Raw genomic sequence first — 24,509 nt, 5'->3', positions numbered from 1 at the left:
CCTAACCTCCGTAAATTTCCTCAAGTATCTCCTTGCCACCCCTGTCCAAAAGGTTCTTGGCAAGCCTTTCTCCGACCTCCCTTGCCTCTTCACAACTTCCTCTCTCTTCACCTTCAATAAATTTAAGTCCTTCAAGGTCCGAAATGAAACCCCTTATTGAGACAGTGTTACCCTCTACTACGGCAAAGGCACCTATAGGTACCTGACATCCACCTTCAAGCTTCCTCAAGAAGGCTCTTTCACACTCAGCTCTTATATAGCTCTCTTTGTGGTTCAGTGGCTCTATGAGTCTGTAAGTCTCATCGTCACCTTTCCTTATCTCTATGGCGAGACTACCCTGTCCGACTGCAGGTATGAAGTAGTCAAGAACCTCCGCTATCTCTTCCTCGTAACCCATCCTCTTCACAGCAGCGTAGGCAAGAACTATGGCTTCATACTGACCCTCTTTCAGCTTTCTTACCCTTGTGTCCACGTTTCCCCTCAAGACCTCTACCCTGAGGTCTCTCCTGAGTCTCTTTATCTGAACCTGTCTTCTCAAAGAGGATGTTCCAACCTTTGCACCCTCTGGTAGTTCCGATAGCCTCTCCCTGTTTCTTGACAGGAGCACATCGTAAGGGTTTTCCCTCTCAGTCACAGCCCCAAGAGTGAGACCTTCCGGGATGACCATCGGAACGTCTTTAAGGGAGTGAACCGCAAGGTCTATCTTGCCCTCCATAAGCGCTTGCTCTATCTCCTTTACAAAGAGCCCCTTACCTCCTATCTTTGCAAGTGGCGAGTCAAGAATCTTATCTCCGGTAGTTGTTATCTTTACCAAATCAACCTGAACACCCCACTTCCTTTCAAGGAAGTCCTTTACAAAGTTTGCCTGCCAGAGAGCCAGCTTACTCTTTCTCGTTCCTATTCTGAGCTTCATGGTCTTATTTATTATGACCTTTCTCGTGTTGCTAACCTGAGAAAAGTTTGTATCATATTAAGCATGTTTCAGTTCACGGAAGAGCAGATAAAGAGGTACGCAAGGCACATAATCCTCCCCGAAGTAGGAGGAAAAGGTCAGGAGAAGCTCCTCAAGTCAAAGGTTCTCGTGATAGGAGCTGGAGGTCTTGGCTCTCCTGCGCTCTTCTACCTCGCTGCTGCGGGTGTGGGGACTATAGGCATAGTTGACTACGACGTAGTGGATTTCTCCAACCTTCAGAGGCAGATACTCCACACCACCGAAAGGGTTGGAGTTCCCAAGGTTGAATCTGCCAGAAAGACCCTTGAGCTTCTGAACCCGGACGTCAAAGTTATAACTTACAACCAGATGGTAAACAAAGAAAACATTATGGACCTGATAAAGGACTATGACGTCGTTCTTGACGGGACAGACAACTTCCCCACAAGATTTCTTATAAATGATGCCTGCTACTTCGCAGGAAAGCCGCTTGTATCGGCAGCCATGCTCAGGTTTGAAGGGCAGTGCTCGGTTTTTGACTTCAGGGATAAGGAAAGCTCCCCCTGTTACAGATGTCTCTTTCCTGAGCCTCCACCTCCCGGAATGGTTCCCTCCTGTCAGGAGGCTGGTATCCTCGGGTCAATAGGTGGGATAATGGGGTGCATACAGGCAACGGAAGCTATAAAAATTCTTCTTGGTATCGGAGAACCTCTTGTTGGAAAGCTGTTGATAATGGACGCACTGTCCATGGACTTCAGGAAGGTAAAACTAAGGAAAGACCCCGGATGTCCCCTCTGTGGAGAGAACCCTACCATCAAAGAGCTTATTGAGTATGACCACACCTGTGAGGCAAGGTTCTAAATCCATGAAGGTGCTTCTATCGGATTCTAACCTTATAACCTCCTCAAAGGTGAGCTCTCTCTTAAAATCCCAGGGTTGGGAGGTGTTCTCAGCAAGCAGGTGGACAAAGGCTAAAGAGATACTTCAAGAAAATCCGGATATAAGCGTAGCCGTGATAAACCTTGAAGGCTTTGGAGGCTTGGAGCTCTTAGAAAACCTCAAAAAGGAAAACCCAGAGGTTAAAGTCATAACCTACTGTGGACACATGAACCTCCCTCTTCAATCAAAGGCACAGGAGCTGGGAGCCGATATAGTTGTACCCAACAGTGTAATAGTCAACTCGGCTGCTGAGCTGGTTGCTAAGCTTACCTCTTAACCCAGGTAATAGGTCCGTAATGTATCTCCGATGCACTCTGACCTATAGCTTCCGATAGGGACGGATGAGAATACATGCTCTTTGATGCAAACTCTACATCTTTGTGGTCTCTCATCATATGTACTATCTGGTGTATCAGCTCACCAGCGTGAGGACCAACTATGTGACATCCCAGTATCTCTCCCGTATCTTCATCGGCTACTATCCTCACAAAACCCTCATTTTCACCGTCATCCATAGCCTTTGGGTTGGGGACAAAGGATGTGACACCTACAACTACTTCACGGTCTTCATCCTCAGCCTGTTCCTCGGTGAGGCCAACGCTTGCTACTTCAAAGGCAGAGTATATAATTTTAGGTATTATTCTGTCCTCTCTCTTCCAGTCTCTTCCACCAAGCATGTGATTTACAGCTATCTTACCTTCGTACATAGCTTTATGGGCAAGCATAAGAGGGGAAGTTATGTCTCCACAGGCGTACACGTTTGGGACGTTAGTTTGAGAGAACTCGTTTACCCTAACAAAGCCTTTTGAGTCCATCTCAATACCCAGTTCTTCAAGACCAAACCCTGAGGTATTTGGACTCCTCCCAACGGCAAGTAATATGAAGTCAGCCTCCAGCTCACTCCCATCGGAGAGTTTTGCCCTTACACCGCTGTTGGTCTTCTCCCAACTCTCAAGGGTGGTCTTAGTCTTTACCTCAACGCCAAGCTGTTTTAGTTTCCTACCGAGGTACCTGCCTGAGTCCTCAGGTATGTCATCCGATGGTAGCAGTCTCCTTTGAAGCTCAACAAGAGTCACCTTAGACCCGTATCTGTTGAAGATAAAGGCAAATTCAACACCTACAGCTCCACCGCCAACGATCAGAAGCCTCTTCGGTATAAAGTCTATGTCCCATATCTGATCGGTGTCAACAACATACCTGCCATCAGGAATAAGGTTGCCAACACCCACAGGTCTTGAGCCGGTTGCCACCAGTATGAACTTTGTCTTTATGGTTTCTTCAGCTCCCTCAACAAAGACAGTGTTTGGGTCCTTTATCACACCTCTTCCATAGAGGATAGGGAGATTTATCTGAGCAGCAAACTTCTTAAAGCTTTCTCTTATCGTAACGACCACATCATCCCTTCCTTCCATCAACTTCCTGTAGTCAAGGTCATATCCCTTTGGGAGTATGCCCCACCTATCCATCTTTTCAAACTTCTCAAGGAGGTAAGCCCCATGCCTCATGTACTTGGAGGGTATGCAACCTCTGTTAAGACAGTTTCCACCAACCGAATCGGGTGAAAGCTCAACGAGAACCGTCCTCATACCTCTTCTGTACGCGTATATCCCAGCTTCATATCCGCCGCTTCCCGCACCTATTATCACGAGGTCAACTTCCATTACTAAACCTCCTGAGGATTTAAGAATATTATGATAAACCTATTTTCTTCATGCCTCCCTATCCGGGTCTGTGAGGAGTAAATTAATCTCATGCACAAAAACAACAAAGAGCTTGCAAGGATATTTGAGAAGATAGCTGACATACTGGAATTCTTGGGAGACAATATTTATAGGGTCAACACTTACAGGCGAGCTGCAAACCTCATATCGGAGTTACCTGATGATATTGAGGAGCTTTACAAAAGGGGAAAGCTTTCAAAGCTTCCTGGGATAGGGTCTTCAACGGTACTGAAGATAGAGGAGTTCCTGAGAACTGGGACAGTGAAGAAGTACGAGGACCTCAGAAAGAAGGTTCCTGAAGACCTTTTAGAGCTAATGGACGTTCCTGGAATAGGACCAAAAACCTTAAAGGTAGCCTACGAGAAACTCAATGTGAGAACCAAAGAAGACTTCCTAAGGGTCTTGAAGGACGGCTCGCTGGCTAAACTTCCTGGGTTTGGCTCAAAAAAGGTTGAGAACATACTGAAAGGTATAGAGCTATGGAAGAGTTCTCAAGAGAGGATATCCCTTTTGGACGCCTATCCAATAGCCCAGGAACTGCTGGAGTACATGAAGAAAGAGGAAGCCATAAAGGACATATCGGTGGCGGGAAGCCTAAGAAGGATGAAGGAAACTATAGGTGATATAGACATCCTCGTTTCCGCAGACAGGAAAGACTGGTCTAAGATACACGAACACTTTGTAAAGTATATGGAGGTTGATAAAATCCTTGCGAAGGGGGAGACCAAGTCAAGCGTTGTTCTCAGAAACGGACGCCAGGCGGACCTTAGAACCGTTGAACCTTTGAGCTGGGGTGCCGCACTACAGTATTTCACTGGTTCAAAGGAGCACAATGTAAGGGTAAGGGATATAGCCAAAGAGAAAGGTTTAAAGGTTAACGAATACGGTGTATTCAGAGCGGATACAGAGGAGAGGCTGGGAGGAGAGACGGAAGAGGAAGTTTACGAACTCGTCGGTATGCAATGGGTCCCTCCGGAGATAAGGGAAAACTGGGGTGAGATAGAGTTAGCCCTTGAGGGAAAGTTACCGAAACTCATTGAGTTTGAGGAGATAAAGGGGGATTTCCACGTACATACCAACTGGAGTGATGGTATAAACCCTATTGAAGAGGTGGTAGAACATGCTTACAGGCTCGGTTACAGTTACATAGTGATAGGAGACCACTCTCAGAGTGCACGGGTGGCAAATGGGCTAACCCCTGAAAGATACCTTCAGCAATGGAAACTTATAGACAAGCTGAATGAACTTTACAATCCAAAAGGCTTTTATATACTCAAGGGGTGCGAGGTAGACATACTCCCGGATGGTTCGTTAGACCTTCCCAATGAACTCCTGGAAGGGTTTGACTTCGTCGTAGCTTCTATACATTCAAGGTTCAACCAGGACAATACCTACAGGATACTGAAGGCTATGGAGAATCCCTATGTAAATCTGATAGGACATCCAACCGGTAAGGCTTACGGGCAAAGGGAAGGTTACCCTCTGGACATGGATAAGGTTATAGAGTTTGCAAAGGAAACAGGAACCGCCCTTGAGATAAATACCTTCAGGATTGACCTCTCCCCTGAAAATATAAGGAGGTGCGTAGAAAGGGGTGTTACGATGGCAGTGGTGACGGATGCTCACTCGGTAACCCATCTTTCCTATATCAGAATTGGTGTTGGGATAGCCCGCAGAGGTTGGGCACCTCCGGAGCTTATCCTTAACACTAAGGACTTGAAACAGGTGAGGGATTTTGTTCAAAGGAAAAGGAAGAATTTAGCGAGAGCGAAGTGATCAGTGAGAGGTACAAACTGAGCATACGTCAAAACTTCTCACAACTATCTCGGCTTTGAGTTCTGAAGCCATTCCCACGACAGCTCTCTCAACCACTCCAAGATACTTCCCGTCCCTTGGTCCCAAATTCCAGACCGTTGGTGTTATCACGTTGTAGCTTTTTATCTTTCCCTGGTTTATCTCTATCTCGTGTATTAGGGTTCCCCGAGAGGCTTCTATGACACCAACTCCTTTACCGCTGAAGTTCTTTGTCTCAAGAGGAGGTTTTATCCAGGAGGGTTCATTCAGTTTTATGCCTGAAAGAAGAACAAGCGCTTCCTTTAGAAGTTTTGCACCTTCATCCAGTCTAGCAAGAACTCTGACGAGCACAGAGCTGCCATACTTGCCATATAAGTTTTTTATAATCTCGTTACCTGACATCAGTTGCCTGGCAAGCGGTCCAGTTTCATAGGGAAGCCCTTCATACCTTGCAGCCTTAGACCAGGTGTAAGCCTCTTTCCGTTTACTGAAAAAGCTGAAGTCCTCATTCTCAGACACCTTTGATACTTCAAAGCTAAACTTTTTCCCATTTTCTGAGAGAACACCGCTGGTGACTCCCGGTAGAAAGTTGCCTCCGGACAGGAACCTATCGTAGCTGGCTCCTGCTTCGTGAAGCCCATGGTCAATGGCTACCTCACAAAAAACCCTCATGTCTCCGCCGAGTTTCTCTAAATACTCTTCACCCTTGAGGGAAAGGTAATTCTCAAAGGTCATACCTAAAAGTCTTTCCTCAAAGAATTCCTTCAGCTTCCTAAGAAGAAACTCCGCTTGGACAAGCTCCCACCCTGTGGGATCACATACAACACCGCCCGGCACAGCATAGGATGTATGGGGCCACTGTCCCCCAAAGAGGGCTATAACCTTTACAGGCAGGTTGCTCGCCTTCAGAGCTTCTGTCCAGACACTTCCCTTGAGGGGTTCATAGAGCTCTCTGAGGTTGGGTTCAAGCTTGATAATGTCGGGCATCAGGTATAGATAAAACCACCTCAGATGGTTCTGGAGGAACTCGCAAGTTAAGGTGAGTTTCCTTATCCTCTGAGCTTTATCCGATAGCTCAACTTTAAAACCAGCCTTTCTGTAAGCGTCTTCTATAGCTTCCACACTGGCCATGAGATGGGCATGCCCGCATATACCACATATACGGGGCGTTATTACGACCGCATCCAGATACGGTCTCCCAACCAGGAGTTTTTCAAAACCTCTGTAATTGGGAGCACACACAAAAGCATCCTTTATCCTGCCACTGTCCCAGAGTAGCTTCAGCTCAACTTCACCCTCAATCCTGTTGAGCAGTTTCCTTTGAATCTTCATCCATAAGCCTCTTTTTTAACCTTTCTGGGGCAAAGGTCTTGGCTATTCCAGATATAAGTATGTATCCTCTCTTGGAAACTCCCAGGGGAAGCTCATCAGGTATGCCCATAAGGTGCCTGGTTTCAAGCATCCCCTCACGGGGAAAGTCATACTCTGTACAGCCCACACAGGGCATCCCAACCCTTGTCTTTGAACTCAAGCCGTTCCAGAGTATCCTGTTGCAGGAGGAGTGTGTCATGGGTCCCTTGCAACCAAAGTAATAAAAGAGACAGCCCTCCTTTTTACCCAACTCCTCTGCCTCAACCTTCCACTCAAAGTACTCGTTCCTAATACAACCATGATGGGTAAGATAGGCATATAACTCCTTAGGTCTGCCTAGTTCATCAAGTTCTATTTTTCTCTGCGAAAGTATCTGCAGAAGAACATAGGACAACCATGAGGGGTGAGCCGGACAACCTGAGAGGTTTATAACTGGAAGTCCAGAACGGGAACGAAAATCTCTTCCCAAGACACCTCCCATCTGTTTGAACCGGTACTGGAGACCCTTTACCTCTTGGTCATACTTGGCAGGTATGTTACCAAAAACTGCGCAGTTACCGAGAGCTATAACATAGTCTGCCCTTCTGGAAAGTTCCCTTACCACCTCTGCAAAAGACCTCTTGCAGACTCTATGGTCACTCCCACCAACCGCACCTTCAAGTATAAGAACGTTAAGCTCCTCTCTCCTCCTAAGGAGCTTTAGGATAACCTCTTCCATATCTACTTCCCAGCTGGAGAAAGGACAGAAGAGCACCTCAAACATACCGAGGACCTCGTCCGCAGAGGGGTTCTCAGCACATAGGAAAGACTGGGTATTCCCGCTACAGGTAAGCCCTTGGAGCCATAAGAGATTCATGTTAACTTAATATTAATATACCCTCCAAGACATATTTCGTAAGGAAGGAGTAGTTAACATTATGCTCTGCCCGCTGAATTACAAGAGAGTTGAGAAGCCCCTCCCGTGGGATGAAGTTCTCGTAGAAATTGGCTTTGGTCGGGGAGACTTCCTTTTAAGGATAGCCAATGATAACCCTGACGTTATAGCCTTGGGGTTTGAACTCTCCGGAATTGGCATAGAAAAGCTCCAGAAGAGAGTAAAGAGCGCTGGCATAAAGAATATATCCTGCGTTAGATTGGACGCTTACTGGGGCTTTCACCTCCTTCTGAAAGACAACTCCATCAGGAGCATATACATAAACTATCCAGACCCCTGGTTCAAGAGGAGAGATACTAAGAGAAGGGTGACGAGCAGAGAAAAACTCTTCCTGTTCTCAAAAAAGCTGAAGAAAGGGGGAAGCCTATATGTAAGAACGGACCATCTGCCTTTTGCAGAGTTTACAATTGAAGAGGCAACGTGGCTCGGTGGTTTTGAATACGAACTTAGGGAGTTAGAGACAAGTGAGCCTTTAACCAAGTATGAAGCCAAATGGCTCTCTCAAGGAAGGAAATTATACCAGTTAACCTTGGTCAAGGTAGGTGAGACAAAACTTATAGAATTACCAAAGCTAAAGGAGGTAAAGGAGTTGTTCCCTGTGAGAATAGAGGGAAAGGAGCCACACACTGAAAGTCTTGAAGGTAAAGAGTTCAAGCTTGAGGAAGGTGTTTACCTAAGACTGTTTAGGGCTTATAGGCGCCCTGATTCTGAGCTCATAGAGGCACTCCTGTCTGAAGAGGGCTTCACCCAGAGGTTCTTTATTGAGCTTAGGAAAAAGGGCAGGACATGGATAGTTGATATATCGCCTCATAGTGAGGTTTTAAGGACTGAAAACATCCAGAAGGCAGTTAATAGGGTCGCAGAAGCTGCATTCAGACCATAATCTCGTTGATACCCTCACACTTCATTATCCTTGAGAAAACCACACTTATTATATAGTCTGCAAGTTTTATCACTTCGTTCTGAAGTTTGTGAGCTATATAGAAACCATCCCTGGGCAGTTTTTTAAGAACATACTCTTCAAGCTCCTTTCCGTTCACCTCAATGGTTTCCCTCTTGGAAATCCATCCTTTCTTGTATCGGAACTGGGCATTGTAGGAGATCTGGTGGGCTCCACCCAGAGGTATGTCCCAGAGTATAACAGGGTAAACCGTCATATTGAGCTGTATACCGAGTATGTTTATATACTTGTAGACCTTAAGCCAGTTAACCATACACCTGTCCTTCTCACAGTCCTCAATCAGATGTGCATAGTTATCAAAGGCAAAGTGATGTTCAAGGATACACATAAAACGCTTCTCGTTCCTTCCAAGCCACCTGCGAAGTTCGTTTAACTCCTCTTCCTGTGCAGAGCTTATGTTTGAAAGAAACTTCTTTATGTTGAAGGTAAACTCCTCTACCTGTTCCATAACACCCCTCTATTTATTATGTTTAAAGTTTAAGATTTATCAACATCACAAATTTATAACTTTATAAAGGTGATTAATACTCAAGGGTTTTCTTGGTAAGAAGGTCTCTTACGGCTCTTTCTATACCATCAGAGTCAATACCTATAATCTTTCTCAATAGGTTCTGATTACCATGTTCTATAAACTTGTCTGGGACTCCCAGGTTGACCACACGCTTTAGAATACCTTTTCTGGACAGGAACTCAAGAACACCCGCTCCGAAGCCTCCCACAACGGTGTTATCCTCAACCGTTATGAAAAGTTCATACTTCCTTGCCAGTTTCTCAAGGAGGCTCTCGTCCATAGGCTTTACAAACCTCGCATTCACAACACCTATGCGTATGCCTTCCTTGTAAAGCTTCTCCGCTGCTTTCAGTGCCTGATACACCGGGTACCCTGTCGCAAGCACAACGACCTCCTCCCCTTCAAGAAGCTCTTCCCAACTTCCGATCTCTATGCTTTCAAAGTCTTCCACGGGTACACCGTAAGCACAACCACGAGGATACCTTACGGCAAAGGGAAGGGAGCTGTTCACAGCGGTATAGAGTAAATTCCTGAGCTCCTGCTCATCCTTGGGGGCAGCCACCACCATGTTGGGCACACACCTCAGATAGGAGAGGTCAAAGACGCCGTGATGGGTTGGTCCATCGTCTCCTACCAAGCCTCCCCTATCTATAGCAAAGGTAACGGGCAGCCTCTGAAGGGCTATATCGTGTATAACCTGGTCGTAAGCCCTCTGGAGAAAGGTGGAATAATAGGCAGCTATGGGTTTCATACCTTCACATGCCAATCCAGCCGCAAAGGTTGCGGCGTGTTGCTCCGCTATACCAACGTCAAAGAATCTGCTCGGGAATTTCTTTGAAAATTCAACCAGACCAGAGCCCTCCCTCATAGCCGGCGTTATCACCACTACCCTTTCATCCATCTCTGCCAATTCAACAACAGCCTTCCCAAAGATGGAGGTCCAGGTAGGTGGAGAAGGCTTCTTAATGATCTCACCAGACTCAACCTTGTAGGGAGCCACCCCATGCCACTTAACGGGGTCTTCCTCTGCATGTGGGTAACCCTTTCCCTTCTTTGTAACCACGTGAAGAAGTACCGGACCCTTTATCTCCTTTACGTTATGCAGGGTCTTTTCAAGGGCACTGATGTTGTGGCCGTCCACAACACCGATATAGTTAAAACCCAGCTCTTCAAAGAGGACACCGGGGGATATGAGCCCTTTCAGAAACTCTTCGGTAAGTTTCATAAACCTCAGAGGCGTTTCACCAAGGTGTTTCAAGAGCCCCTTTATCCTCTGACGTGACTCCTGGACGAAGTGTCCGCTTATTATTTTGTTCAAGTAAGTGGATATAGCCCCCACATTTGGGGAGATAGACATCTCATTATCGTTGAGTATAACGATGAACCTGTCAGGTCTTATGTGTCCGGCATTGTTCAGCGCCTCAAAAGCCATTCCTGCCGTCATCGCCCCGTCACCTATAACAGCCACCACAAAGCTCTCATCACCCTTCAAGTCTTTGGCTATTCTGAATCCAAGAGCTGCAGATATAGAGGTGGAGCTATGCCCTGCCCCGAAGGCGTCGTACGGGCTTTCTTCCCTTCTCAGGAAACCTGCTATCCCTCCATACTGTCTGAGAGTGTGGAACACTTCCTTCCTGTCGGTCAGAATCTTCCAGGGATAACCCTGGTGCCCTATATCCCAGATTATCGTGTCTTCTGGGGGGTCAAAGACCCTTAAGAGAGCTATGGTTAGCTCAACAACACCAAGACCGGGACCCACATGCCCACCGTTCTGAGAGGTAACCTCAATTATGTAGTCCCTTACCTCCTGAGCGAGCTCCTTTAACTCTTCCTCACCAAAACGTTTTATATCTTCGGGTCCCTTATACTCTGAGAGGAGTCTGTATTTCTTAAGCATAAGCTAAAAGTTATTTCCCTTCAGAAGAAAATCAATCTCAAGAGCCAGCCAAACACAAGCACCGCAACAGATAAGGCAAAGCCGATAAAAGAGAAGACTATACCGATATTTCTGCTCAGCTCTCTCTGTTTTATCCAAAGAGGTATAAAGGTGACAAGGGTGTATCCTGCAAGGGTTATACCGAGCCATTTATGGGGGAAAAGGAATATGAAAGGTGCTTTCTCCTGGACATATTGAGCTCCTGAGATAGAAAGTCCAGTCAGTACGGCAAGTATTGAAAGCAGAACTGAAGCAACATGATTTGTCAGGGCGTAGTAAAAAACGAAACCTATCCTGTTAAGCAGTGTGAAGTACAGTAAATAAGCGAGGTAAGAGGAAACCAGTGCCCCAACTGCAAAGTATATCACTAAAGGGTGATAGTTCATACTCACTACCTCCTCACGCTCACCTCAAATTCTATTATATCCTCGTAAAGGGTTTTAAGGATTTCGTTGTGGTCTTCCTTCCCTTCTTCCACACTGTCCATTAGCTCCTCAAGTTTCCTGGTGAACTCTTCCGATACGAAAGGTATTATCCTCTCCTGGTTTTTAAGAAACTCATAAACTTCCTTTCCAAGCTTTGTAGGGATAAGGAAACCGCTCCTCTCTATCACGTACCCCCTGTCAAGTAACTTCTCAACTGTGCTCGCGTAAGTGGAGGGTCTTCCTATTCCCCTCCTCTTCATCTCCTGAACCAAACTTCCCTGTGTGAAGAGGTAAGCGCTCGGAACCTCCTTTAACTCCTTCTTGTCAGATACAGGTATCCTGCCTTTAAGCTCTGGATGCAGCTCTATAGGGTAGATCAAGTTAAAACCGTCCTTAACAACTCCCGTTCTGAGCTCAAGCTCCTGCTCTCGGTCAAGGGCACGAAGCACAACCCTGCTTAGTTTAACCTTTGCAGACTTCATCTGTGATGCCATAAATCTTTTAAATATCAAGTCGTACAGGACTATATGGTCCCTGGTAAGCTCCTGAACCTGACCAGAGAGAATCACCGACCTGAGCTCTTCGCTATCCAGGGGTTTTGTCGGTCTAATGCACTCGTGAGCTCCCTCGCTTCCCCAGCGCCTCGCCGAGAAGAGTTCTTTCGGAAAGTTCTCCGTCACAAATTCCCTGGCGACCGCTATACCCACATCTGATACACGGGTGGAGTCAGTCCTATGGTAAGTTATGAAGCCCTTCTCAAACAGGTCCTGAGCAAGTTGCATGGTCTTTTTCACGCTGAACCTAAACCTATCCGAGGCCTCCTTTAAAAGTGTGTCCGTGGTAAAAGGTCCGGGTGGTGAGAGTTCCTCCTCTCTCTCCTCAAGGAGGTTGACCTCCACGTTTTTGAGTTTCTCAAAAAACTTTTTTGCCTCTTTCTTATCAGGAAACTCAAATTCAACACGTAACCAGCTTCCTTCTCCTCTGAAGGTTATCTGAACAACCTGTCTCTTTTTTCTGTACTCCTTCTCTCGCTCCACTATCCAGCCCAGGACGGGTATCTGGACCCTACCACCAGAAAGCCAAGCTTTCTGAAAGGTTGATTGAAGTATGCGAGAAACCTCAAAGCCGATCCACCTATCCGATATCCTTCTGACTACCTGAGCCTTAACTAAGTTCTCATTGAAATCTCTTGGGTTCTTCAGAGCCTGACCTATCGCCCTTCTTGTAACTTCATGGAACTCTACCCTGCGAATCTCCTTAACAAAGGGGGTAAGCAATGCGCCTACATCCCAGCCTATCTTCTCCCCTTCCGTGTCAGGGTCAGTCGCAACGTAAGCACTTTCAACCTCCTCAGCTATCAGTCTGAGCCCCTCAACGGTCTTATCCTTACCCTCTATAACCTCATAAATGGGAGTGAAGTCTCCATCCACTATGACCCCGTGAAAACCTTCCTCCTTCGTCAGGTCAAGGATGTGCCCTAAAGAAGAAGTAATCATAAGGTAAAGGTCTCCGGCGGCTATCTCTAAGACTTCAAAGTCTCCGAAACGTCGTGATATTGGTTTTCCAAAGAAGTTCGCTATGGTTCTGGCTTTGTTTGGAGATTCCACCACGACAAGGACAGGTTTTATATGCTCTTTCCTTTCCACCTCTTCCCTGCCCTCAAGGAGGGCTTTTACCTTTCTTCTATCCTCGTTTATCTCTTTCAGCAGCTCCTCCAGCTTTATCTCGGTTGCTGGAACAAATCGGACATCCTCGTTAAACCACCTTACCTTTCTGAAGAGGTTGTTTAAAGCTCTTCTGTCATCAACCAGTATGTAGCTAAGCCCCTTAGTGACACCACCCGCAAACATCCTTGAAGTTCTCCCCGAAGCCTGAAGGTAGCCTGTTACGTCAGCAACAACCATGGTGTAGCCTTCTTCGGTTTTCCTGAGTGTCAGTTCTTCAGAGCTTTCAAGAAGCTTCTTAACCTCCTTTGAGAGAAGGAACTTTTGAACTTCCTTCCTCAAACTCTCTATCCTTTTACCAAGCTCGGGGCTCTGTTCAATAAAACTCTCACTTATAAAGGAGTACCTTCTCAGTGTCTGAATCCACCTGTCAACGTCTTTCACTTTATCCTTGAGCGACTTTGCTATTGTTGGTCTTATAGATAAAAGTGCCCACAGCAGGTGGGAGACGCTTGTCTCTATGTTAAGTGAAACGGTTATCTTGGGGACACCATAGAAAAGGGCGTATCTCACGACGTGTGGCAGGTCAAGCCCTCTGACCAAAGGATTTCTGTAAGAGGATATACCTATAAGAACCTGAACTTTTCCCTTCTCAAACTCAGAAAAGTCTTTGAGTTCCTCGTAAGATTTAGCTTTTATCTTCTCCTTTTTCAGAAGTTTCAGTACTCTGTTCACACCTTCTTTCCCCAAGTCAGAAGAAACAAATATAAGTCCACCACCACCAAGTTCCCTGACCTTTTCAACGAGGGCTCTGTCCATATCTTCAGGTTCTTCATATACGTCTGCAACGTTCCGTAGGTAAACGGTAGGCCTCCCAACTTCAAAACCAAGAAGTTCTTTAAACAACTTTATCCTGTTTGAGCGGGGGTTCCCCGTAGCTGAGGAGACAACGAGCACTCCCCTTGCCTTAGAAGAAAGCTCTGCTATCTTTTGGGATTCCTCCTTTATAAGTTCCCAGTCTTCTTTGGATTTATTCCTTTTTTCCTTCAGTCTTACAAGCTCATAGGCTCTTTGGACCTCCTCTTCCGAAAAGCCCAAAAGGTATAAGACCTTATCTATGTTCTTTGCAGTCTTTAGGAAAGAGTCAACGTCATCAACGAATATAAAGTCAAACTCCCTTGGTATCAGTTCATAGTTTTTATACAGATACATTGATGTGGTTACCAGAACTTTAAAATCTCCTCCGGCTATCTTCTCCTTAGCCTCCCTCTTTTTTTTCTCCGTCACCTCTCCAGCTACAAGGAGCTCCCCCTCAGGTACGCCAGCTTTTATCAAGCTTTTCTGAACCTGCTCAAGCAAAAGTTTTGTAGGCAGGATTATATAACTCTTCTTTCCCTCTTTAGCCAGAAAGGCAGCCACAGTAACACCGAAGGTAGTTTTGCCAACTCCGGTGGGAGCAAGAAGGGCAAAACTCCTTTTTAGAAACACCTTCTTAGCCCATGAACGTTGAAGACTCCAGGGAGTACTGCCTACGTTCTCCCTGAAAAAGAGTTCCCACCTGTTTACCTTCTCTTCAATGTCACAGAGTTCCCTCATAGAGCCTTTCTTTATTACGGAACAGAGTTTGTCCCTTGAGACTTCCTTAGGTAGGCACTTATCACAGGGGAGCCCTTTTAAAACCCTGTCAGAGCTTATCCTTCCCCCACAGTTAGGGCACAGATTTTCAAAGACTGCTGAAATCATAGCCTTATAATTTTATTAGAATTTTAAAGACCTAAAGTTTTTAGCTTCATTCTCAGGGTGTTTCTGGAAATACCAAGCAGGTTAGCTACCTTGCTCTTGTTTCCCTCGTATTTATCCAGGAGGTACCTCAGAAGGCTTTTCTCCGCCCTTGCAAGGAACTCTTTATACTCTTCCTCCGATAGCATGCTCATACATCTGTTTAAAAGCTCTTCAACATTCTCCCGACATTCTTGGTCAAAGATAAACTTCTCTATGTACCCTCCCTTTGTCTCAAGGACGGTTTTGTAGACTACATTCTTAAGTTCCCTCACATTCCCTTTCCACTCGTAACTTATGGCTTCCTCCAGTGCCACTTTGCTCACGCCCTTAACGCTGGTTCCAAATTCTTTGTTCGCTCTGTCAATAAACATCTCTATCAGTATGGGTATATCCTCCTTCCTCTCCCGCAGAGGGGGAATCTCTATAAGTATCTGGGATAACCTGTAGTAAAGGTCTTCCCTGAAATTCCCCTCCTCTATCATCTTTCTGAGGTTTCTGTTAGTAGCAGCTATCACCCTGACGTTAGAGCTTCTTTCCCGTTCTTCCCCAAGCCTGTAAAAACTCTTGGTTTCAAGAAACCTGAGGAGCTTTGCCTGAAGAGGAAGGGGCATATCTCCAATTTCATCAAGGAATAGAGTTCCCCCTTCAGCAAGCTCTATCTTACCCCTAATATCCCTCGTTGCACCAGTAAAAGCTCCTTTCCTGTAACCAAATAGTTCCGCTTCAAGGAGGTTTTCAGGAATTGCAGAGCAGTTTATAGCAATGAAAGGACCCTCCTTTCTATGGGATTTTTCATGAATGACCTTCGCCAGCATGTCTTTTCCGACGCCTGTCTCTCCCACAAGGAGAACATTCATATCGGTAGAAGCCGCCATACCAACCTTTTTGAACACCTCCACCATCTTTTTGGATTCTCCAACTATTACACCCTCGGAGTATCTCTGCGGTTCACCGGAGGACTCCTTTTCCTCAAGTACCCTCTCTACAAGCTCTAAAAGTTCCTCCCTCTCAAAGGGCTTCTTTAAGATGTCTACAACTCCGTATCTGGAGGCTGATATTATGTTTTCAGGGTTTGCGTAGGCTGTTATAACGATAACGGGTACGTTTATACCTCTTTCCCTGAGTTCCTGCAGGAAATCTATACCTGACAGGTTCTTAAGCTTAAGGTCCAGTATGAGAAGGCTGAAGCTGTCAGGGTTCTTTGCCTCCTTTGGGTCTTCAACGTCAACTACTGAAAAACCAGCGTCCTCAAGAACCCGTTTGAGGGCATACCTGGCATTCCTTTCGTCCTCAATAAGGAGGATACTTCCCATGCTCTGCCCCCTGTACAGGTATCTTTATTTTGAATATACTACCTTTTCCAGGCTCAGAGTTAAGTTCCAGGGTTCCCTTTAAAAGATAAACATTCCTCAGAACTATTGATAAACCCAATCCAGAACCGCCTTCTTTTGTGGTGTAAAAAGGTTCAAAAACCTTCTCCTTTTCCTCCTCTGGTATTCCTTTACCTGTATCCCAAACCTCAATGTTGAGAATTCCCCCTTCAAGGAAGACTTGAATACCTACCTCTCCCCTCTCCTCTACGGCATCTATGGCGTTTGAAAGCAGGTTTATCAGTATTATCTCTATCAGGTCCCTTGAGGAAGCCACCTCAACGTCTTCCACCTTTTTCACTATCCTTACGTTCTTCTCCTTCACTTTAGTCTCCGTCAAGGAAAGAACTTCGTCAACTACCAGAGATAACTTGAATTTAGTCCTTTCAACAGAGGAAGGTTTTGCAAAGTTGAGAAACATATTGACCAACCTTGTCATTCTAGAAAGGGAGTTCCTTATTACAAAGAGGTCTTCCTCGGATAATTTATCAACAGAGGAGAGAAGGTTAAGGGGCAACATAGCGTTCTTAAGCTCGTGGGCTAAGTTTGCACTCATCTCTCCAAGTGTAGAGAAGAGTTCCATTCTCTTGAGTTTTTCCTCAAGTACCTTCCTGTCGGATATATCCACAAGGGTAACTATGTTCCAGTCCTCGTAATGGGCAACTCCCATCAGAGCAGGTATGGCTCTATCTCTCCCCTTCACCCTTACCTCCCTGTACTTGGACTCCTTTTCCTGTACAAATTCTTTGGGATACTCAACTATGCTCTCAATGCTTCTTCCTATAAGTTCCTCCATCCTGTAACCTATGTCTCTCACCTTGTCGTTAACGTAAAAAACCTTTCCGTCTCTGTCGGTGACGAATACAAGCTCGTTGATAGTGTTTAGCAGGTTTCCGTAAAACCTCTGGGCAAAGTCTATGTTCTCGTAATAGTTTCTGAGAGCCTTTATGGTTTCAAAGAGAAAGTCAGCAAAATCCTGAAGCTCATCCTTTTCCAGGAACTCAACTCTTTCCAACTCGGCTAGGTTCCCCTTCTTCGCAACCTCTATTGATTTCTCTATCCTTGAGAGTCTTGACCTTATCCTGTAAGATATCAACACCCCCAGGAGAAGGCTTATTAAGGCAAAAGGAAGGGCTGAGAACATCAGGAAAAGCCTTATTGGTTTAAACTCAGCCCATATGCTTTCCCTATTCAGGAGTAAAACTACAGAACCAACCTCAGACCCAAGACCGACGATAGGATAAGAGATGTCCCCCTTTCCGCTGTACTCTGACCCGATAGGATACCTCTGGGGGTCTGAATGGGCGAGAACCCTGCCCTTCCCATCAATGACCGCAGCCTCAGAAACGGAATTCTTCTGGGCAAGCCCCTTTACAAACTTGAATAGACTCCAGTAATCCCTGTTTATCATGTAATACCTTAGCTGGAATTCCTCGCTTATTATGTTATCTTTCAAGGACTTTACGGTGTTCTCGTAAAATATCCTCTCACTGAGATTAATAACCACGTAGGAGAGAGGTACAGAAGTTATAAATATAAGAAATATAAAGGTTATGGTGAGTTTGGTTCCTATATTTAGACTCAGCAGTCTATATATTAGCCTCTTCATTTCTGTAAACTCAGAGAGGTGTTCTTTATAAAGGTTATCATCTCCCTTATGGGGTTGTAGAAGCTGTCCTCAACCACGGTAAATCCATCAAGGGAAAGCTCCGAAAGGATATCTCTCCCTTTTGGGTTCTTGGACATAAGGGTCAATGCTTTTCTCAGAGCGTACTTCACGTCTTCACTAAGCTGACTTCTAACGACCACAGGAGTTATGGGATAAGGTCCGTATTTCTCCACAACTTTGAGTTGAGACGCCACCTCAGGGGATTTTTTTGCAAACTGGTCAAAGACCACACTGTCAACGCTTGCCCCTTCAACGAACCCGTAGTAAACAGCAAGAATGGATTCCGAATGGCTGTAAGTGTACACTATTGGCTTGAAAAACCTCTCAGCTTTGTAGCCGTTTCTCATAAGTATGTAGGTGGGAACAACCGAACCTGAGTTTGATTTTGGGTCCGAAAAGGCATAGGGCTTGCCCTTGAAGTCTAAGATGCTCTTATATCCCTTTTCCCTCCTTGTTATAACATAGGAGTAGTAAAGGGGTTTCCCTCTGTAAAGAGGAACTGCAAGGAGCTCAAAACCCGCATAGTCTTTATCTTCCACGTAAGGGGCTCCACATATGTATGCCGCATCAACCATTCCCCTGCTGAGGAGATAACTCATCTCATCGTAAGATTTCGTGAAGACCGGAACGAAGCTGTAACCCGTCTTCTCCTTGAGATAGTTTAGGAACTTCTCAACACTTTTTACATCCTCTTTTGCAACCACGGCCGTAAAACCAAAACGGTAAACCTCCTGAGGAAAGGAAAGTCCCAAGGTTAAAAACAGAACTATAAGAAGAACCATAGGATATAAAATAAACCTATGTTTGTCCTGTTGCTCCTGGTTTACTTTCTGTCTTTCTCCCGTTCTGTAGAGGTTAAAAAGGTATGTTATGAGGTTGTAGAGAACGTTCTCTACTGCAAGTCTGTCATAACAGAAAAGAGCCTGGTTCCACAGGTTTGTGGAAAATGCGAGTTGGAGGTTATGGAAGACAAGCTTTACATAAAACCCTCCACCGGATGTCCAAAATACGATGCTCTCGCTTGCCAGCTAAGGTCTGGAGAGCTTTTCCTTATCAATAATCTCAGCTGCAAGCCTGTATCCGAAAATCCCATAAAGGAAGAAAAGGACAAAAGCAAAAAGAAGAAGGTTGAAAGTAAGACTTACAGGGTAAAGGTAATGGAAGAGTTCTGTATAAACCTCCTCAAGAAAAAATTTGATGTTATAAAGGAGTCAAGAGGCGAAGCTCTTATAAGAGCCTCATCTGAAGAGATCAGGAACTTACCCCACTGTGTTTATTCCTACGAAGAGGAGTAAAGTGGTCAGATTTTGACCACAGATGCTCAGATTTTGACCATCCAAAGATATACATAAGAAAATAACTATAGTCTTATAGTCTCTGAGCCTCAGCACTTTTCCCTGTATCCCACTTTTTGGCACGATTCTTGCCATAGATCATGAGAAACATTTTGAGGAGGTGGAGCATGTTGAAGCTCAACGTGTCACGACGGACCTTTGTAGGGGGCTCTATAGTTCTTGGAACACTGCTTGTCAGCCACAGGTTCGCAAAGGCATGTGTGGCGCCTTCATTACCCTATAGAAAGAAGAAGATAGCCAGCATAAGAGATGTAAAAGCTCACAAGCCAATAATGTTCAACTATCCTGATGAGAACTCGCCCGCAGTTCTTGTAAAGATAGGAAGGCCAGCCATAGGTGGGGTTGGACCGGACAAGGACATAGTTGCCTTCTCTGCCCTGTGCACTCACCAGGGATGCCCCCTGCAATACTCTAAGGGGAGATTCGTATGTAAGTGTCACTATTCAATGTTTGACCCGGCTAAGAACGGACAGACCTACCAGGGTCACGCTTCCGAGTGGCTACCGCAGATAAAACTGAGCGTTGACAGAAGGGGAAACATTTACGCTGAAGCTGTTGAAGGTCTTGTATGGGGAAGGGCTATAAACCTTCTCCCTAAATAATAAAGGAGGTGTGAGTCATGGCACTTTTTGCAAGGAAGGACAAGTTACCTATACCACCTAAGGATGCCAAGAAGTTTAACGCTGTTTGTCAGTACTGTAACGTAGGATGCGGTTATGACGTTTACAAGTGGCCCGTAGGGAAGGACGGAGGACCAAAGCCAAACGAGAACGCTCTTGGAATAGATTTCACCAAGCAACAGGTTGCGCTTCAAGGACAGGCAATGGTTGAAAACATGCACACTGTGGTTACAGACCACGATGGAAAACAGTACAACGTCCTAGTCCTACCCTCTAAAGCCTCACCTATAAACAGAGGGAACTACTCCATAAGAGGTGGTACAAACGCCCAAGCTACTTATGCCCCTACAAAACCAACGAGAAACAGGCTCCATTATCCCCTCCTAAGGGTCGGAGACCAGTTCCAACCTATAAGCTGGGACGAAGCCATAGACATAATTGCGAGGGTTGTGAAGGGCGTTAAGGACTCTTGGGGACCTGACTCCATAGCGATGAAGATCCACGACCATGGAGGTTCAGGGTCTGGATTTGAGGACAACTGGGCTGTTGGAAAGTTCTTCTTCATAGCGGTGGGGACGAGGATGCTCTCCATCCACAACAGACCAGCCTACAACTCCGAGGTATGGGGTCAGAGGGAGAGAGGAGCCCACGAGCTCAACTACACCTATGAGGACGCAAGGCTTGCCGATACGATAGTTCTTTGGGGAGCAAACTCCTTTGAGACCGCTTCAGTTTTTTACACCGAGCACATGCTTCCCAACATACAGGGAGCGACTATTGAGGAAAAGAAGAAGGAGTACAACAGGGGTGAACCTGCCGAACCTGCGAGGCTCATAGTTGTTGACCCCAGAAGGACAGCGTCTGTCACTGTAGCTGAGGATGTTGCCCCCGGAAGGGTTCTTCACCTGAGACCAAATCTTGGAACGGACTACGTCCTTGCTAACGCCATAGCCAGGGCTATCTACGAGAAAGGGTGGCACGATGAGGAGTTTATAAGGAAGAGGACAGACCTGAAAACCTTTGAAGACTACAAGAAAAAGTCTCTTATGCTTGACGTCCCCTATGAAGAGTTCATGAGAAGGGTTGAAAGACTTACAGGAGTTTCAAAGGCAGACATAGAGAAAGCGGCTGAGTGGATAGCCAAACCCAAGAAGGGAGGTCATAGGAGAAGAACGCTAACCGTATACGAGAAAGGCGTTATATGGGGTTACAAGAACTACGACACCATAGCGGCTATTGCTCAGATAGCGGCTCTTACAGGAAACTACGGAAAACCCGGAACGGGTTGCGGAAGACAGGGGGGACACCAGGAAGGTTACGTAAGACCTCACGGAAAGTCCAGAGCCAACTTGGTCGGGTCCATATACGCTGGAGGACCCCCTCCCAACATAGACGAGTACGTTAAGTGGGATCTCAGGTCTAAAGTTTACTTCGTATCAGGAACAGACCCTTACCTCTCAACCCCCAACGCGCAGGAGTATAAGAAGAGGGTTCATGAGAGAACTCTGTCTTTGACAAAGTTCCTATCCGAATACGCTGCCGCAGCAGGTGAACCTGCCGGTTCCGAAGAGAGGGCGAAGAGGATACTGGAAGGTCTTGGAAAGACTGACGGACTCTTTCTGGTAGTAGTTAACATGTATATGATTGAGACCGCAAGGGATGCCCACCTTGTGCTACCCGCAGCCGGCTGGGGTGAGACACCTACCACTTACATCAACTGTAACTCCAGACTCCTGAGAATAGCCGACAAGTTCATGGACCCTCCTGGGGATGCAAAACCAGACTGGTGGATATGGGGAAGGATAGCCACAAGGATGAAAGAGCTCTACGAAGCAGAGGGCAATTATGAGGAAGCCAAGTACTGCTCCGGAATGGACTGGAAGGATGCAGCAGAGGTATTCAAGGACGGATGGGAAGAATTTCCAGACAACAGGGTTTCAGAGGAAGACGAGGCAAAGCTTCCGGCAGAATGTTACAGGGGTGTAACCCATGATCTCCTTAGAGAACTGGGACAAAAGGGCATACAAACGCCCGTAAGGATAGACCCCAGGACCGGAAAACCAGTCGGAACCAAGAGAAGATACACCTACAAGTTTGGCACACCCGATGGAAAGTGGAAGTGGTACGGAACGGACCCGTGGGAACCAGACCCGAAGAAGTTCTATCCACCTCAGATAGTCAAGTATCTGGAGCACGGAAACGATAAGAAGTTCCCCTTCTGGTTCACCAACGGAAGGACTCAGATATTCTGGCAAACGGGATACCATGACAGACACCTGCCCGAGAAGGTTTTCACCATACCTATGCCATACATAGAGATGAACTACAGAGATGCGGAGAGACTCGGTATTAAGAGCGGAGACCTTGTAGAGGTTTACAACATGGAGGGTAACTGCGTTGCCGTTGTGTACGTGAATGACTCTCCGCCTCCGGGAACGGTTTACGGACTCATGTACAGGTTCCACGAGTCTCTCAACCACCTGACAACGAGCTACACCGACCCGAAGACGACGATACCTTGGTACAAGGCTTCAAGGGTAGGGATAAGGAAACTTTCGGGCAAGCTTGAACACGTTGCCAAGTACACTTCGTTCTTGCCAATCAATGACTTTAGCTAATTATCTGCGGGAGGGGCTCCCCTCCCGTTTTTAAAAAACTCTGAAGGGGGTGCAGTTATGAAAAAGGAATTGCTTTTAGGAGCGGTGCTCTCCACAGCTGTTCTCTCAGCACCAACTTATGCAGTCAAGCTCAGCGATGCCAACATTGACTTTGGCATCCAGTACAGGGTCATGTACAACAACTCAAACATAGGCTCTGAAAAGCAGTACGACTTCTTTAGACAGAGGTTAAGGCTCAACTTAGACGTCCACACCGAGGAGAACGTAGGTGGTTTCATCCAGATTGAGTATAGAGGCGGATGGGGAGGCTCTTCTCCGGCATCCAGTGATCCCCGTGGAGTTTACGCTATTAACGCCTTCAACAGACTTCAGGCAAGGGGAATAAGGTACGGATACCTCTACTTCCCCGCCGGTCCCGGTAAGGTAATGGCAGGTATCCTCCCAGCCAACGACCAGGTTGACCAGATGCTCTTCTCCGCAGACTGGGATCTGAACATAGGAGGAATAGCCTATGCAGGAAGCACTGGAACCTTTAACTGGAGAGCCGCCTACGTAAGGCTTGTGGAAGGTCAGGCTCTCATAAACAACTCCCAGATAAACAAGGATCAGGATGAACACTTCATAGTCCTTGACCTGAACACCAAAGCGGGAGGAGTGGACGTAGGTGTCCACTGGTACGGAGCTTATGGAAAGGTTTGTATCCCTGGTACAACCCAGGAGTGTATAGACAGCGATAATAATCCTGGGAACGACGCTCCTGCAACCAAACTCAACCAGACTTGGCTCGGTGCCCATGCAACCGCTGACTTAGATATGTTCAAAGTTCACGGGGTAGTTCTTTACAACACAGGTAAGGTAGGAAACACAGATAACAGCGGGTTCCTTGTCAGGCTGGAGCCTTCTGCCAAGGTCGGACCTGCTAATGTAAGCGTTCTTGGTGTTTACTCAAGCGGTAAAGAGACCACCGATTCAAAAAGAGGATTCATTACAACCCATAACGTTCTTGGGACCGCCGGCTATTGGGCTTACACTTACATCTTCACTCCTCACGGACCTTCAGATGTTAACGACTTCGGTCTTGAGCCGGGCAACAGGGGACATGGTCTTATAACCCTACAGGCGAAGATTGACGTTCCTATAATGGAGAAACTCTCCGCTCAAATCGTAGGTGGCTGGTTTAGGTCTGCGAAGGATATGTGGTACGATTCAGATGGAGACAACACCATTGATACAAACGCTGGAAAAAACCTCGGAACGGAGTTTGGAGTCCAGCTTACTTATAACACCGGAAAGCACATGAACCTTGAATTCGGCGGGGCTGTAGCTTCCATTGGTGATGCCGGAAAGTACCTCTACAACGGTGTAGATAAATCCTCAGTCAACGAGATATTCGCAAGGCTCCAGCTTGAGTTCTGAACTTTTGTGCCGCCGCCCCCTGTACGGCTGCTCCTTTGCCGCCCCCTCGGGGCGGTTTTTTAATAACGGCTGTGGAGGAACTTATGCTCCCTAACCTTGATAGGCAGAGTTTCGGTCTTCTAATAGGTGAAGAGAAGGATTTCATAGTCTGTTTTTCTGAAGAAGGGACAGAACATCCTCTTTTCAAAGAGATATTCAGCAGATATGCTTCCAGAATATTTATACTCTTCTGTTCTCCCAAAACATGCCCATCGGTTCGCAGGCATCTGAGGATAAGGAGGCATCATGCCATTTTGTTTTTCTCAGGAAACAGGTTGATAGACACAATCCTTGAGCTTGAAGACAGGAAGCTCGTTTTCAGAAAGGTTGAGAGCTTCGTAAAGTTCTCTCAGGGGAAAGACAGGTTTCTCCTTGAAAGGAAGGTGTTTCAGAGGAGTTATAAAAAACTCAGAGTACTCCTGGAAACCTATTATCATGAGATAGGAGGTTAGT

20 protein-coding genes are annotated in these 24,509 nt (G+C 46.3%); 9 read left to right on the top strand and 11 right to left on the bottom strand.

The window, feature by feature from the left end; all coding sequences use genetic code 11:
- Window position 1: 1 nt before the first annotated feature.
- A complete protein-coding gene (hemC, locus tag BCF55_RS04140; RefSeq protein WP_121010406.1) occupies window positions 2-913 on the bottom strand; it encodes a hydroxymethylbilane synthase in 912 nt (303 codons plus the stop codon).
- A 63-nt stretch (window positions 914-976) separates the two neighbouring features.
- Between hemC and moeB the strand changes: the two genes are divergently transcribed.
- Both moeB and BCF55_RS04130 read left to right on the top strand, forming a co-directional pair.
- Complete coding sequence (moeB, locus tag BCF55_RS04135) at window positions 977-1,792, top strand: molybdopterin-synthase adenylyltransferase MoeB (RefSeq protein WP_121010403.1); 816 nt, start codon at window positions 977-979, stop codon at window positions 1,790-1,792.
- 4 nt (window positions 1,793-1,796) lie between these two features.
- Window positions 1,797-2,147: a response regulator gene (locus BCF55_RS04130; RefSeq protein WP_121010400.1), complete on the top strand. Its 351-nt coding sequence runs from the start codon at window positions 1,797-1,799 to the stop codon at window positions 2,145-2,147.
- Here the strand turns inward: BCF55_RS04130 and lpdA are convergent.
- Complete coding sequence (gene lpdA, locus BCF55_RS04125; protein WP_121010397.1) at window positions 2,137-3,531, bottom strand: dihydrolipoyl dehydrogenase; 1,395 nt, start codon at window positions 3,529-3,531, stop codon at window positions 2,137-2,139. The genes BCF55_RS04130 and lpdA overlap by 11 nt on opposite strands.
- Window positions 3,532-3,621: 90 nt before the next feature.
- On the opposite strand from lpdA, the gene polX reads away from it, so the two are divergent.
- The gene (polX, locus tag BCF55_RS04120) at window positions 3,622-5,367 is read left to right on the top strand and encodes a DNA polymerase/3'-5' exonuclease PolX (RefSeq protein ID WP_121010394.1); all 1,746 of its coding nucleotides are present in this window, start codon (window positions 3,622-3,624) and stop codon (window positions 5,365-5,367) included.
- Here the strand turns inward: polX and BCF55_RS04115 are convergent, their stop codons facing one another.
- Together BCF55_RS04115 and BCF55_RS04110 are read right to left on the bottom strand one after the other, a co-directional pair.
- Window positions 5,368-6,717, bottom strand: coding sequence for a nickel-dependent hydrogenase large subunit (locus BCF55_RS04115; RefSeq protein WP_121010391.1), 1,350 nt, complete (start codon window positions 6,715-6,717; stop codon window positions 5,368-5,370).
- Window positions 6,683-7,612: an NADH-quinone oxidoreductase subunit B family protein gene (locus BCF55_RS04110; RefSeq protein WP_121010388.1), complete on the bottom strand. Its 930-nt coding sequence runs from the start codon at window positions 7,610-7,612 to the stop codon at window positions 6,683-6,685. Before BCF55_RS04110 ends, BCF55_RS04115 begins: the two co-directional genes overlap by 35 nt.
- A 61-nt stretch (window positions 7,613-7,673) precedes the next feature.
- On the opposite strand from BCF55_RS04110, the gene trmB reads away from it, so the two are divergent.
- Complete coding sequence (trmB, locus tag BCF55_RS04105; RefSeq protein ID WP_121010385.1) at window positions 7,674-8,573, top strand: tRNA (guanosine(46)-N7)-methyltransferase TrmB; 900 nt, start codon at window positions 7,674-7,676, stop codon at window positions 8,571-8,573.
- On the opposite strand, the gene BCF55_RS04100 is transcribed toward trmB, so the two are convergent.
- The 7 genes from BCF55_RS04100 to BCF55_RS04070 all read right to left on the bottom strand — a co-directional run bounded on the left by BCF55_RS04100 (window position 8,563) and on the right by BCF55_RS04070 (window position 18,790).
- A complete protein-coding gene (locus BCF55_RS04100) occupies window positions 8,563-9,099 on the bottom strand; it encodes a hypothetical protein (protein ID WP_121010382.1) in 537 nt (178 codons plus the stop codon). The two genes, trmB and BCF55_RS04100, sit on opposite strands and share 11 nt — an antisense overlap.
- A gap of 73 nt (window positions 9,100-9,172) precedes the next feature.
- On the bottom strand, window positions 9,173-11,059 hold the full coding sequence (dxs, locus tag BCF55_RS04095; protein WP_121010380.1) for a 1-deoxy-D-xylulose-5-phosphate synthase: 1,887 nt from the start codon (window positions 11,057-11,059) through the stop codon (window positions 9,173-9,175).
- 20 nt (window positions 11,060-11,079) lie between these two features.
- Window positions 11,080-11,484, bottom strand: a complete 405-nt coding sequence (locus tag BCF55_RS04090) for a hypothetical protein (protein ID WP_121010377.1) — start codon at window positions 11,482-11,484, stop codon at window positions 11,080-11,082.
- A gap of 5 nt (window positions 11,485-11,489) precedes the next feature.
- Window positions 11,490-14,930 (bottom strand): reverse gyrase, encoded by a 3,441-nt coding sequence (rgy, locus tag BCF55_RS04085; RefSeq protein WP_121010374.1) that lies wholly within the window; start codon window positions 14,928-14,930, stop codon window positions 11,490-11,492.
- A gap of 23 nt (window positions 14,931-14,953) precedes the next feature.
- Window positions 14,954-16,282 (bottom strand): sigma-54-dependent transcriptional regulator, encoded by a 1,329-nt coding sequence (locus BCF55_RS04080; protein WP_121010371.1) that lies wholly within the window; start codon window positions 16,280-16,282, stop codon window positions 14,954-14,956.
- A complete protein-coding gene (locus BCF55_RS04075) occupies window positions 16,260-17,948 on the bottom strand; it encodes a sensor histidine kinase (protein ID WP_121010368.1) in 1,689 nt (562 codons plus the stop codon). Before BCF55_RS04075 ends, BCF55_RS04080 begins: the two co-directional genes overlap by 23 nt.
- Complete coding sequence (locus BCF55_RS04070; protein ID WP_121010365.1) at window positions 17,945-18,790, bottom strand: substrate-binding domain-containing protein; 846 nt, start codon at window positions 18,788-18,790, stop codon at window positions 17,945-17,947. Before BCF55_RS04070 ends, BCF55_RS04075 begins: the two co-directional genes overlap by 4 nt.
- Window positions 18,791-18,808: 18 nt before the next feature.
- On the opposite strand from BCF55_RS04070, the gene BCF55_RS04065 reads away from it, so the two are divergent.
- The 5 genes from BCF55_RS04065 to BCF55_RS04045 all read left to right on the top strand — a co-directional run bounded on the left by BCF55_RS04065 (window position 18,809) and on the right by BCF55_RS04045 (window position 24,508).
- The gene (locus BCF55_RS04065; protein WP_121010362.1) at window positions 18,809-19,303 is read left to right on the top strand and encodes a hypothetical protein; all 495 of its coding nucleotides are present in this window, start codon (window positions 18,809-18,811) and stop codon (window positions 19,301-19,303) included.
- 167 nt (window positions 19,304-19,470) lie between these two features.
- Window positions 19,471-19,965: an arsenate reductase (azurin) small subunit gene (locus tag BCF55_RS04060; protein ID WP_121010359.1), complete on the top strand. Its 495-nt coding sequence runs from the start codon at window positions 19,471-19,473 to the stop codon at window positions 19,963-19,965.
- A 17-nt stretch (window positions 19,966-19,982) separates the two neighbouring features.
- The gene (locus BCF55_RS04055) at window positions 19,983-22,601 is read left to right on the top strand and encodes an arsenate reductase (azurin) large subunit (RefSeq protein ID WP_121010356.1); all 2,619 of its coding nucleotides are present in this window, start codon (window positions 19,983-19,985) and stop codon (window positions 22,599-22,601) included.
- Between the two features lie 57 nt (window positions 22,602-22,658).
- Entirely contained in the window at window positions 22,659-24,017 is a 1,359-nt protein-coding gene (locus BCF55_RS04050; protein ID WP_121010353.1) for a hypothetical protein, read from the top strand.
- 83 nt (window positions 24,018-24,100) lie between these two features.
- A complete protein-coding gene (locus tag BCF55_RS04045; RefSeq protein WP_121010350.1) occupies window positions 24,101-24,508 on the top strand; it encodes a hypothetical protein in 408 nt (135 codons plus the stop codon).
- Window position 24,509 lies beyond the last annotated feature (1 nt).

The organism is Hydrogenivirga caldilitoris, assembly GCF_003664005.1.
GTDB classification, from domain to species: Bacteria; Aquificota; Aquificia; order Aquificales; family Aquificaceae; genus Hydrogenivirga; species Hydrogenivirga caldilitoris.
The sequence above is the reverse complement of the archived record's forward strand: the minus strand, read 5'-3'. Positions and strand labels throughout refer to the sequence as shown.

Coding starts and splice junctions, on each gene's coding strand:
- BCF55_RS04045 (WP_121010350.1), top strand. CDS start 24,101: ATGCTCCCTAACCTTGATAGGCAGAGTTTCGGTCTTCTAATAGGTGAA.
- rgy (WP_121010374.1), bottom strand. CDS start 14,930: ATGATTTCAGCAGTCTTTGAAAATCTGTGCCCTAACTGTGGGGGAAGG.
- BCF55_RS04130 (WP_121010400.1), top strand. CDS start 1,797: ATGAAGGTGCTTCTATCGGATTCTAACCTTATAACCTCCTCAAAGGTG.
- BCF55_RS04065 (WP_121010362.1), top strand. CDS start 18,809: ATGTTTGTCCTGTTGCTCCTGGTTTACTTTCTGTCTTTCTCCCGTTCT.
- dxs (WP_121010380.1), bottom strand. CDS start 11,059: ATGCTTAAGAAATACAGACTCCTCTCAGAGTATAAGGGACCCGAAGAT.
- moeB (WP_121010403.1), top strand. CDS start 977: ATGTTTCAGTTCACGGAAGAGCAGATAAAGAGGTACGCAAGGCACATA.
- trmB (WP_121010385.1), top strand. CDS start 7,674: ATGCTCTGCCCGCTGAATTACAAGAGAGTTGAGAAGCCCCTCCCGTGG.
- BCF55_RS04090 (WP_121010377.1), bottom strand. CDS start 11,484: ATGAACTATCACCCTTTAGTGATATACTTTGCAGTTGGGGCACTGGTT.
- lpdA (WP_121010397.1), bottom strand. CDS start 3,531: ATGGAAGTTGACCTCGTGATAATAGGTGCGGGAAGCGGCGGATATGAA.
- BCF55_RS04060 (WP_121010359.1), top strand. CDS start 19,471: ATGTTGAAGCTCAACGTGTCACGACGGACCTTTGTAGGGGGCTCTATA.
- BCF55_RS04100 (WP_121010382.1), bottom strand. CDS start 9,099: ATGGAACAGGTAGAGGAGTTTACCTTCAACATAAAGAAGTTTCTTTCA.
- BCF55_RS04050 (WP_121010353.1), top strand. CDS start 22,659: ATGAAAAAGGAATTGCTTTTAGGAGCGGTGCTCTCCACAGCTGTTCTC.
- BCF55_RS04070 (WP_121010365.1), bottom strand. CDS start 18,790: ATGGTTCTTCTTATAGTTCTGTTTTTAACCTTGGGACTTTCCTTTCCT.
- BCF55_RS04075 (WP_121010368.1), bottom strand. CDS start 17,948: ATGAAGAGGCTAATATATAGACTGCTGAGTCTAAATATAGGAACCAAA.
- polX (WP_121010394.1), top strand. CDS start 3,622: ATGCACAAAAACAACAAAGAGCTTGCAAGGATATTTGAGAAGATAGCT.
- hemC (WP_121010406.1), bottom strand. CDS start 913: ATGAAGCTCAGAATAGGAACGAGAAAGAGTAAGCTGGCTCTCTGGCAG.
- BCF55_RS04080 (WP_121010371.1), bottom strand. CDS start 16,282: ATGGGAAGTATCCTCCTTATTGAGGACGAAAGGAATGCCAGGTATGCC.
- BCF55_RS04055 (WP_121010356.1), top strand. CDS start 19,983: ATGGCACTTTTTGCAAGGAAGGACAAGTTACCTATACCACCTAAGGAT.
- BCF55_RS04110 (WP_121010388.1), bottom strand. CDS start 7,612: ATGAATCTCTTATGGCTCCAAGGGCTTACCTGTAGCGGGAATACCCAG.
- BCF55_RS04115 (WP_121010391.1), bottom strand. CDS start 6,717: ATGAAGATTCAAAGGAAACTGCTCAACAGGATTGAGGGTGAAGTTGAG.